Source organism: Candidatus Burkholderia verschuerenii, assembly GCF_001189365.1.
Classification (GTDB): Bacteria; Pseudomonadota; Gammaproteobacteria; order Burkholderiales; family Burkholderiaceae; genus Caballeronia; species Caballeronia verschuerenii.
The window spans coordinates 1-10,257 of sequence record NZ_LFJJ01000201.1 but is presented as its reverse complement, the minus strand read 5'-3'; the positions used below and the strand labels follow the sequence as shown (position 1 = coordinate 10,257).

8 protein-coding genes and 3 pseudogenes are annotated in these 10,257 nt (G+C 60.5%); 7 read left to right on the top strand and 4 right to left on the bottom strand.

Annotated elements, in window-relative coordinates; all coding sequences use genetic code 11:
• Positions 1-278: 278 nt before the first annotated feature.
• On the bottom strand, positions 279-1,028 hold the full coding sequence (locus tag BVER_RS24555) for a hypothetical protein (RefSeq protein ID WP_157056209.1): 750 nt from the start codon (positions 1,026-1,028) through the stop codon (positions 279-281).
• A gap of 11 nt (positions 1,029-1,039) precedes the next feature.
• Positions 1,040-1,702, bottom strand: a complete 663-nt coding sequence (locus tag BVER_RS24550) for a hypothetical protein (RefSeq protein WP_050455497.1) — start codon at positions 1,700-1,702, stop codon at positions 1,040-1,042.
• A gap of 53 nt (positions 1,703-1,755) precedes the next feature.
• Between BVER_RS24550 and BVER_RS24545 the strand changes: the two genes are divergently transcribed.
• The 4 genes and pseudogenes from BVER_RS24545 to BVER_RS24530 all read left to right on the top strand — a co-directional run bounded on the left by BVER_RS24545 (position 1,756) and on the right by BVER_RS24530 (position 4,612).
• Positions 1,756-2,844, top strand: coding sequence for a VRR-NUC domain-containing protein (locus BVER_RS24545; RefSeq protein ID WP_050455496.1), 1,089 nt, complete (start codon positions 1,756-1,758; stop codon positions 2,842-2,844).
• Positions 2,841-3,320: a hypothetical protein gene (locus tag BVER_RS24540; protein ID WP_050455495.1), complete on the top strand. Its 480-nt coding sequence runs from the start codon at positions 2,841-2,843 to the stop codon at positions 3,318-3,320. The genes BVER_RS24545 and BVER_RS24540 overlap by 4 nt, the downstream gene beginning before the upstream one ends.
• Complete coding sequence (locus BVER_RS24535; protein WP_050455494.1) at positions 3,317-3,598, top strand: TonB-dependent receptor; 282 nt, start codon at positions 3,317-3,319, stop codon at positions 3,596-3,598. Before BVER_RS24540 ends, BVER_RS24535 begins: the two co-directional genes overlap by 4 nt.
• 124 nt (positions 3,599-3,722) lie before the next feature.
• A pseudogene (locus tag BVER_RS24530) lies at positions 3,723-4,612 on the top strand (sterol desaturase family protein).
• 62 nt (positions 4,613-4,674) lie between these two features.
• Here the strand turns inward: BVER_RS24530 and BVER_RS24525 are convergent.
• Positions 4,675-4,881 carry a hypothetical protein gene (locus BVER_RS24525; RefSeq protein WP_157056208.1) on the bottom strand — a complete coding sequence of 69 codons (207 nt, stop codon included), beginning with the start codon at positions 4,879-4,881 and terminating at the stop codon, positions 4,675-4,677.
• Between the two features lie 391 nt (positions 4,882-5,272).
• Here BVER_RS24525 and BVER_RS24520 point away from each other — a divergent pair, with 391 nt between their 5' ends.
• Both BVER_RS24520 and BVER_RS24515 read left to right on the top strand, forming a co-directional pair.
• Positions 5,273-6,028, top strand: coding sequence for a hypothetical protein (locus BVER_RS24520; protein ID WP_050455492.1), 756 nt, complete (start codon positions 5,273-5,275; stop codon positions 6,026-6,028).
• Between the two features lie 64 nt (positions 6,029-6,092).
• Positions 6,093-7,874 (top strand): phospholipase D-like domain-containing protein, encoded by a 1,782-nt coding sequence (locus tag BVER_RS24515; protein WP_050455491.1) that lies wholly within the window; start codon positions 6,093-6,095, stop codon positions 7,872-7,874.
• Between the two features lie 6 nt (positions 7,875-7,880).
• Here the strand turns inward: BVER_RS24515 and BVER_RS24510 are convergent.
• Positions 7,881-9,044 (bottom strand): annotated as a pseudogene (locus BVER_RS24510) (mandelate racemase/muconate lactonizing enzyme family protein).
• A 93-nt stretch (positions 9,045-9,137) separates the two neighbouring features.
• On the opposite strand from BVER_RS24510, the pseudogene BVER_RS24505 reads away from it, so the two are divergent.
• Positions 9,138-10,098, top strand: a pseudogene (locus BVER_RS24505) (LysR family transcriptional regulator).
• Positions 10,099-10,257: the final 159 nt, after the last annotated feature.

Below are 10,257 nucleotides of genomic sequence, written 5' to 3'. Positions count from 1 at the left end.
TTCAGCTCAACGTCATGCCTCAACCTCTACTCGTGCGCTGCAGACCTGGCTGAGATGTGCGTTTACGTCTGCACCAGACTGCGTCGTTGGGTCCATTCCGGCAAATTCAATTTTGCAGGCCCGACTAGGTACTCATCGTATGGTTTCCTCTGTCTTACCAGCTTGCTCGCGTGCGCCGAGCTTCATGGTTTGTATGGTGTGTTGGCGTGGTGGGCGCAGATAACCGTGGACGCCGTTGGCGTCCTTCCAGCCTGTCGGTCTTATTTCGAAGGCCATCCCTACCGCGAGGTCGGTCCACGACTCGGGCTTCTGCGTAGCGGCGACTTTCCTGCCCAATTCACGCAGCTTGTCGGAGGCGGCCGGTGCACCTCGCGTAATTTCTGATCCAGCTCCTTGACTGCATCGGGAATACGCTTCACGCCTTCTTTTTTGAGCCACTGCATGCCTTGGCTCAACCAGTCGAGCCGATTCGCCAAACCTGCCGAAAGCACCATGCGCTTGCGAATGGTAGTGATGCCATCGATCATGGCGCTCGTGTAACGGTTGAGCACATCGACGACCTTGGCCTGATAGTCCGCGAAGCGCAGTTCCAACAGCCATTTTTCGGCGTTGCCGTGGCCGATCCTGTTGAGCACCTCGACGATATCCTTGGCGAGCTTGGCGGTCGCTTCGCTGGTACGCACGCCACTGATAACGAGCCGCCCCACACCCTTGGCGACGCCCCCGAACACTGGGATCAGCGCGAGCAGCAGCACGACAAGCAGCGCCCATTCCCATTTGTCGTCGCGCTTCTCCGGTTCGTCGATCAAACCCGCCGACACAGCGATAAGATCGCGCACGGCGGTTGCATCGCCCACCAGAGGAATCATGCCGACGATGGCATCGACGATAATTTGCGAAATCATGGCCTTGGTGTTGAAAGCGCCTTGCGCGGTGCCCCAAATCCATTGACCGGTATCGACAGCAAAAGCCTTAAAGCGCGTCCAACTCATACCGCCGGGGGCGGCATCTTCAACGACAGCGTTCATGCGTAGTTTTCTTATTCGGCAGTCTCTTCGCGAACGATGTAACGCTCGATACGAGCGTCAAAACTGTCGCTCGGGCTCGGATTGTGGTTGATCGTGGGGATTTGATCGCGACGGGCGTAACCGAAGCCGGCAGGCGCGTATTGCACCCATGCGCCACCGCCCTGAACACCGGTTTCGGTCGCCTTGCCTTCGGCGTCGAGTTGGCCGTGGCGCTGGCTTCCGTCGGCCAGATGGAGCACGTAGGACGCTTCGCGTAGCCCCTCGTTATCGTGGTAGCGATGGTCCAGAAACACGGTCTCGACATCGGAGGGCAGGCCCGATTGCGGACTGCCGACTGTGCGCCATAAGTTACCCGCGCCAGCGCTGCCGGCTGTCAGCGGCCCCTTGAAGCGAATCGCAATACCTTCAATGGTGATGCCGCTGCCATCGAGCGTGATCGTGCCACCCGGCCCACGAAACACTGCACGATCACCCGCCTGCAACTCGTATCGCTGCGTCTGCCGCTCGATGCTTTGGCCCGCTATGAGCTTGTCCCCGCCCTGTACGGTCTGCTTGACATGCCCGCCCACATCGATGATGTGATTGGCCGTCGTCTGGTCCTTCCGATGATTGCCGACCTGCTCAACGCGATCCTTGCCGACACTGATCGAATGATTGCGCTCAATGGCGAGCACCGCATCTTGACCGACGGTATCGCTTTCCCTATTGCGGCGAAGTGGGCTATGACATGACTGCATCACCGCCCAAGCCGCTGATGAGTCGAAAGCAGGACTGGCGGCCTAGTCGGTTCCCGCTTTCGTTCTATAAGCAAATCACCAGCAAGGCGACGCCTGATTACACCACACTTGAGGTTGATCGCGATCTGTTAGGCAAGGATGAACTGGAAGCGAGCATCGCCTTGCCGCTGCCAGAAGATGCGGAGACACGCGTATGGACCGATGCACAGGGCGGCGTGCGCGGGCTGTTGCGCATTCCCGATGTGCTGCGACTGCATAGCTTCACGAATCCGGGCGCGGCTCAGTACAGCCAGCCCAATCTGGCGTGTGTGATTGAAATGAAGTTTCCGAGAGACAGCCTCACGGAAAGGCAACAGCGTGCATACGAGAACATTGCTGGCCTGAAAAGCAATTTTCGGCTGCTCGCAACAAGCCGCTGTGAGATTGCCGACAAGCGCTTGCGACGTGACTGGATGCGCACCGCGCAAAAGGAACCGGTCTACAAGCCCGTCGCTAAGGCGATGAGTCTGCCGACCCGTGCGATGGCCGATCCTTATCAACTGCTGGTCGGCATGATTGACGCCGAGCACGATCTGGCGCGCCGTCAACTCGAAATCCGACCCGCACCGCCGGGCACACCCATGATGAGCGCGTTACCCGATTCCGCCGATGCAGACGCACGCCGCCGTCAAAACGTGGCGCAAATCGAAATGACGCTAGCCGCGCCGTTCGTGGCCGCTGGCGCCGGTGCGCTTGCTATTGCCACTGCGCCGGTCGTTGTAGGTGGCGGGGCAGCTGCGGAAGAAACCACCATCGCGGCCAATGCGGGGGCCAAGGTCATTGAGTTCGACCGTTATCTGCGCGCCGCCCGAATCGCCCGCGCCGCTCGTGCGGCAGGCGCGACGGGAGCAGCCGCAGCTACGGTCGACAAGTTGGCGGCGCAGCCCGTCAACATGCTTCAAGCAAACCCGCCAGCCCTGTCCCCTGAACAGCAGCGCAGTTCGGGGGCTTACTGGGATTGGGAAAGGCAGCAGCAGTATCAACCCCAAAGCGAAAAGCATTACCTCTTTTGGCCCGATGCACCGGGGCATACAAAATGAACGAAAAAGAATTCTTCGATGCGTTCGAAGCCGAGCGCTGGAACTTCACCTTCATGGATGAAGCCGACACGACCAAACCTGTGCAGCAGGTGGGGCTAGTGGCCGTGTTTCATCTCGTCGATGCTTATTTGCCGATCAGACGAAAGCACATTGCTGAAGCATTTGCGCTATACGATGAACACTATGGTGACAAGTTGCGAGGTGGCTATCGAGAGGATCTAGGGTTGCGTATCCGAAGTTATAGCCCTGAGGAATTCCGCGATTGCGTTCGCTATATCGAGACCATTGGCACAAACGACGCCGTGGAATTCAAATGGTTGTCGCTCCCTGACCTCGAACTGGTCAGTGACTACATGTTTGGAGTTTATTCGCCCGAGGGCTGGTATGAACAGGTGCATGGATCGCTCACAAAGGTTCCGATTTCGACGGCAATCGCGTCGCGGGCGCGCCGGGTTTTGTCGCGACGGCGCATGTGAATTACGCGGTGCCGGTCGTGCCGGGCCTGACCGTCGGCGCGGGCGCGAAGTTCACGGGCAACACGAGCCTGCGGCCGTCGGGCGACATCAAGGTGCCGGGTTACATGATCTACAGCCTCCGCGCGACCTACACGACCAAGCTCGCCGGACATAACGTCGGCGTGCGCGCGGCGATCGACAATCTGACGAATCATCGTTACTGGGAATACCAGTACGCCGACTATATCCAGCCGGGCGAGCCGCGCACGGTGTCGGTCAACGCGCGCTTCGAGTTCTGACGCACATCGCAAACGCCGCATCGCGCGGCGGTGACATGCCGTGAAATAACTTGCGCGTGGCGTTCGCGCGGGCCGGTGATTAAAGTGGGTTCATTCGCAACCCACCCGGCCCACGCCACGCATCATGGAACTGATCGGCACACTCACGGCGATCATGATGATCGTCGTTATCGCGGCTTCGCTGATCGAAGCCATCGTTTTGCATCGCACATTCAAAGGCACGGAGCGAGCGTTTCAGTGGCACGAATACTGGATTTCGCTCGCCGATCTCGTCGGACGCAAACTGGTCGCGCTGCTGCCGCTTTCCCTCGCGACGCCGGTGTTCAACTTCGCGTGGCAGCATCGCGTTTATACCGTCGAGATGAATACCGCGCTCGCGCTGCTCTTCGTCTGACAGGAATTCTGCTATTACTGGTATCACCGCGCCGCGCATACGGTGCGTTTTTTCTGGGCCAATCATGCGGTACATCATTCGCCCAATCAGTTGACGCTATCGTCTGCGTATCGGCTCGGCTGGCTGACCAAGCTGACCGGTTCGGGCCTCTTTTTCACGCCGCTCTCGTGGCTCGGCGTGAGGCCGGAAGTGGTGATGGCGGTCGTGTCGATCAACCTGCTCTATCAGTTCTGGCTGCACGCGACATGGATTCCGAAGCTCGGCTGGCTCGAGTAGGTGTTCAATACGCCGTCGGCGCATCGCGTGCATCACGCGTCGAACGAACGTTACCTCGATGCGAATTTCGGCGGCGTGCTGATCGTGTTCGACCGGCTGTTCGGCACTACGTCGCGGAACGCGCCGACGAACCTTGCCGCTACGGTTTGACTACGCCGACGACCTCGCATAATCCGATCATCGTGGAACTGGAGCACTGGGCGAGTCTCGCGAAAGACATGTTTTACGCGAAGAGCCTGAGTCACGCAATAGGCTTTCTGCTGCGCCCGCCGGGCTGGACGCCGGACGGTGCGGGACAAACCACCCGCGAACTGCAAAACCGCGCCAACGCCAAAACGGTGTGATGCGGAAAAACAAGAAGGCGGATCGAACGATCCGCCTTTTTTCACCACGCTACGCTCTACGCTCAGGCCGTGAACGTATGCGTTTCGTTCACCACGGTCTGACCGTTGAGGATGATGAGCGAGCTGGTCGAACCGCTCATCTGGGTCGTGGTCGTCGTGGTGTCCGCGCTCGGGAACACGTTGGAAGCGATGGCAGCAGCCGCGCTCGCCTTGCTGGCGCCACCGGCGATGCGGGATTGAGCCAATGCGTTGCGATCGATCTGAATCATGTAAAACACCTCGAATAGCGAAATGACAATCGGGCCGTTGAGCCTTGAACGATCCGGAAATCTTCCTTGCCGACTATCCAAAATGATCGATCAGGATAGCGAAGATTGAAGTTTCGGGAACGCTAAAATCATACACGCTGCTTTCGTCGAGTTTGCCGCTTAAAGTTCTTAACTTTGCCTGAATCGCAGCAGCAAACCAGCGTGACGACGCCCTTCGCGGATCGATCTCGGCAATCGCCTGACTTTCGGCAATCGGTCATCCATGTCGGTTACGCTATGCGATGCCGCCATCTGCTGCGAATAACGCAGACGAATTCCCCGGCAGTTTCGACGACATACTCTATCGACAGGCATTAAGCTGCACCTTCCACGACAGCGTCGCGAGGAAACGATGAGCCGAATCGAGGTAATCGGGCAAAGCGGATGGCTTGCGGACGCGCGCGAGGAAGTCGCCGCGGCGATGCGCACATCGGACGAAGCGTGGCTGCGCGACATGAGCCTGCGCTGGGCGTGCCGTCTCGCGATGGTCATCTCCGATTTCGGCGCGCGCATCATGCTGCATGCGGATGGCGTCGAACTGATCGTCGAGCCGAACGCCGATGTCGGCGCGACGCCGTTCGATCCGCCTATCGACGCGGACGGCCGCATGGTCGATTCGCTGTCGCGCGCGGCGTGGATCAAGCTGTCGCGTCTGGAGGAATATTCCGTCGCGGCCTGCGAAGCCGGCGCGCAACTCGCGGGCGGCGCGCGCTGCGACCCGTGTCTTCACTGCGAAAGCGCGCTCGGCGCGTGGCGGCGCATGCTCTACGCCGCCAACGAGCGTTCCGGCCGCGACGCCGACGCCTATGTCGGCGACGTCAGCCGTCCGCTGTTGCAGCAGTTCATGGCGATCGCCGCGAGCGTCGCGGAAGGCCGTCATTTCGAGCTGACCCGCGCCGCCGACTACGAAGACGCCTGGCGCGAATTCGAGCGCTTCTGCGCCGATCCGCGCGCGCGGCCATCGACGGAATGGGGACGCAAGTATCGCCGGCCGCGCCCCGAGGAGATTCGCATCGACCGCGCGGCGCCCGCCTTGCACGAGAAGCGCGTGCCCGCTTTCCCGGCAAATGGGATCCACGGCGCGCCAGGCGCGTCGCCGCGCATTTGATCGGCGCTATTCGTCTGCTGTCACAAATCCCTCATAGCATGGCCAGACTTTCGGGAGAGAAAGCATGGCCATCGAATTACGCGCGTATTTGTCGCCGACGCTCGTCCTGCTCGCGCTGAACTGGGACGAACATCACACTCGCGACGACTTTCTGGGCTTCGCGATCAGCCGCGCGCCGGGCTTCTGGAGCGCGGACCGCAAGCATCGCGCCGACGAAAGCTGGCTGCCGAACCGCCTGACCTTCGACGGTCCGGTGCAAACGGGCAAGCCCGACGCGCCGTCGAATCTCGCGCCGATCCAGAAGTTCATGTGGTGGGACGCGCGCATCGACGAGCCGGATCGGCAGAGGCCGTTCACTTACACTGCGACGCCGGTGGTCGGCAAGCCGGACACACCGCAGTTGCTCAACGATCAGGCGACGACGCTGAAAATCGTGCTGCCCGCGCATATCGAGGACGGCATCGGCACGTGGTTCAATCGCGCGGTGGTCAGTTCGCAGGCGTTTAGCCGCAAGGTCGAGGCGATGGGCCTCGATCCGGCCAAGACGCCGCCGCCCGCCAAGGCTTTGGCGCTACGCACCTGGCTCGCCAACGATCTCGAGACGACCTTCGCCGCCGCGTTCGACGTGGCATCGCGTGCGGCGTCCGCCATCTATCATCTGACCGACGAGTTGTGGGCGATTCCCGCCATCAAGAAGTTCGCGCAGACGCACGGCGCGCATTCGACCGCCATCGTCTACGACTCGCATCCCGGCGATGCCGCCAAAGGCAAGCCCAAGCCGCCGTCGCCCAATCAGCCCGCGGTCGATGCGCTTGGCAAGCTGGTCGATTTTTATCCGCGCCAAGCGACGAACATCATGCACGACAAGTTCATCGTCACGGACACGAAAGGGACGCAAGCGAAGCCAGACAGGCTGCTGACCGGATCGGCAAATTTCACGACCGAAGGTCTGACCGAGCAGGCGAATCTGCTGCATCTGCTCGAATCGCCCGAACTCGCGCAGTTGTACAGCGATCGCGCGCAGGCGATCGCGAGCGATCCGACGCATGCCGCGACGCGCAAGCTGTCGACCGGCTGGAGCCCGGCGATCAAGGTCGGACAGGCGTCGGTGCGGGCGTCGTTTTCGCCGGAGCCGAGCGACAAGCGCACGCAGATCGACACGATCGTCGACGCCATCGGAAAAGCGAAGCATTCGGTGCTGTTCTGTCTGTTCTCGCCGACTGATCAAGCCTTGCGCGATGCCTGCTTCGCCGCCGGCGACAAGGGCCTGATGATGTTCGGCCTCGTCAACGCGATTTCACAGCACGCGGCCGAAACCGGCGAAGCGAAGCAGAAGCAAGGCGACAAGGTGAACACGACGCAACTCGCGGCGATCGAGTTGTATCACCGCAGCAAGAAGAATCGCGACGTGGTCGATGGCCGCTACTTCACCAGCGCGACCGTGCCCGAAGGCTTCGATGTCGAAATGCAACTGTTTCCCGGCGAGCAGCGTCCGCCCTTTCCGCCGGTGATCATCCATCACAAGTTCCTCGTGATCGATGCGGAAGGCACGAACCCGATCGTCTATTCCGGCTCGGCGAACATGAGCAACAACTCCGAGCATATGAACGACGAGAATCTGCTGGAGATCAAGGACGCGCGCATCGCGGCGATCTATCTCGCGGAGTTTTTGCGGCTCTACGAGCACTATCGCGCGCGGGCGCTGGCGATCATGTCCAAGCGCAAGGGCGGCGCGCATGTGAAGCTCGCGCTGCAAGCGGACGGACACTGGGCCGACAAGTATTACGTCGAGGGCAGTCCCGAGGCGAAGGCGCGCATCGCGCTGACGGGAAAGCCCACGGATTGAGGCGTTTTACGCCGACAGCTTCTGCATCTCGACGATCAGATCGGCCTTGCCTTCGAAGCCGATGCCCGGCAAATCCGGCATCGTGATATAGCCGTTCTCGACCTTGACGCCATCGGGGAAACCGCCGTAAGGCTGGAACAAGTCGGGATACGATTCGTTGCCGCCGAGCCCCAGACCCGCCGCGATATTCAGCGACATCTGATGACCGCCGTGCGGGATGCATCGGCTCGGCGACCAGCCGTGCTGACGCAGCATATCGAGCGTGCGCAGATATTCGACGAGGCCGTAGCTCAGCGCGCAATCGAACTGGAGCCAGTCGCGATCCGCGCGCATGCCGCCGTAGCGAATCAGGTTGCGCGCATCCTGCATCGAGAACAGGTTTTCGCCGGTCGCCATCGGCTTGTCGTAGTAGTTGCGCAAGGTGGCTTGCAGTTCGAAGTCGAGCGGATCGCCCGCTTCCTCGTACCAGAACAGATCGTATTGCGAGAGCGCCTTGGCATAGCGGATCGCGGTATCGAGATCGAAGCGGCCGTTGGCATCGACCGCAAGCTTCTGGCCGTCTTGCAGCACGCTGAGAATCGAATCGATACGGCGCAAGTCTTCATCGAGCGATGCCCCGCCGATCTTCTTCACGACCGTATAACTGCGGTCGATATAGCTGCGCATCTCGTCCTTCAGCTTGCCGTGATCCTGACCGGGATAGTAATAACCGCCCGCCGCATACACGAATATCTTGCGATCCGGCTAACCCTTGCCATAGCGATCCGCGAGCAGTTGAAACAGCGGCTTGCCTTCGATCTTCGCGACGGCATCCCAGATCGCCATATCGATGGTGCCGATCGCGACCGAGCGCTCGCCGTGACCGCCGGGCTTCTCGTTGGTGAACATCGTCGCCCAGATCTTGTGGGGATCGAGATTGTCGCGCGCGTCGTCGATCAGCGAATCCGGATCGGCTTCGAGGATGCGGGGAATGAAGCGCTCGCGCATCAGCTTGCCTTGTCCGTAGCGGCCGTTCGAATTGAAGCCGTAGCCGACGACCGGCTTGCCGTCGCGTATCACGTCGGTGATAACCGCGACGAGACTCAGCGTCATCTTGCTAAAATCGATATAGGCATTGCGGATGGGCGAACTGATCGGCACGGTCTTTTCGCGGATGTCGACGATACGCATAACTGCGGTCTCCAGAGGTTCGATGTGGCAGGTAGCTTAACCTCGGACGTCGCTGCTACACTGCACTTTGGTTCATTTCATTTTTTACCTCTGGTGAATACCGAAACGCAGACCGCGACCGATTTCGAATTCTTCATCCTCCTGGCAAAACTGCGAAGTTTGTCGGGCGCGGCGCGCGCGCTCGATCTCTCGCCGCCCGCGGCAACCAAGCGGCTCGGCGTCATCGAACAGCGGCTGGGCGTGCGGCTGGTGAACCGCACGACGCGCAGCGTGAGTCTGACGCCCGAAGGCGAAACGTATCTGCGCTATGCGTCGCAGATCGTCGGGCAAGTGCGCGAGATGGAAGAAGCGATTGCGGGCGCGAAGCGCGATCCGCACGGCCTGTTGCGCATCAACGCGACGCTCGGCTTCGGGCGCACGACGATCGCGCCGCTCGTGTCGGAGTTCGCGAAGCGCTACCCGAGTGTCGAGGTTCAGTTCGAAGTGACGGATCGTCCCGTCGATCTGATCGAAGGCGCGTTCGATATGGCAATCCGCTTCGGCGAATTGCCCGACAGCCGGCTGAGCGCGCGACGCATCATGAGCAACCGGCGTTTTCTATGCGCATCGCCGAAGTATCTCGAAAAGCACGGCACGCCGGAGCGCGTGGAAGATCTGGCGGAACATCGGTGCATCATCCATCGGCAAAACGACGATGCGTATGGCGTGTGGCGCTACATCGTGAACGACCATATCGAGGCGATCAAAGTGAAGAGCACGCTGTCCAGCAACGACGGCGATATCGCGTTGCGCTGGGCGCTCGACGGACACGGCGTCCTGATCCGCTCCGAATGGGATCTGGCGAAGTACGTGCAAAGCGGACGGCTTCATCTCGTGTTGCCGAATACCGTGTTGCCGTCGGCCGATCTGTTCGTCTACTATCCGCGTCAACGAAACCAGACGGCGCGCGCATGCGTTTATCGACTTTCTCGTCGCGCGGTTTCAGGCACCCTTTACGCCTGTCGATACTGGTCTTGAATCGCGCGAAAGGAAGAAGCGAAGTCCGCGCAAATAAGCGCGAAACTAGTGTTCCGTCCCAGAAATAACTTTACATAACCGAGCCACTTTCTGAAGGATGGAATCGGCGGTTGCGGTCCAGACAAAAAGAAGGGTGTGCTGGGTGTGTCTCTTATAAACCACCCCGAACCCCCCGAAACGGACCAGATATCGGATG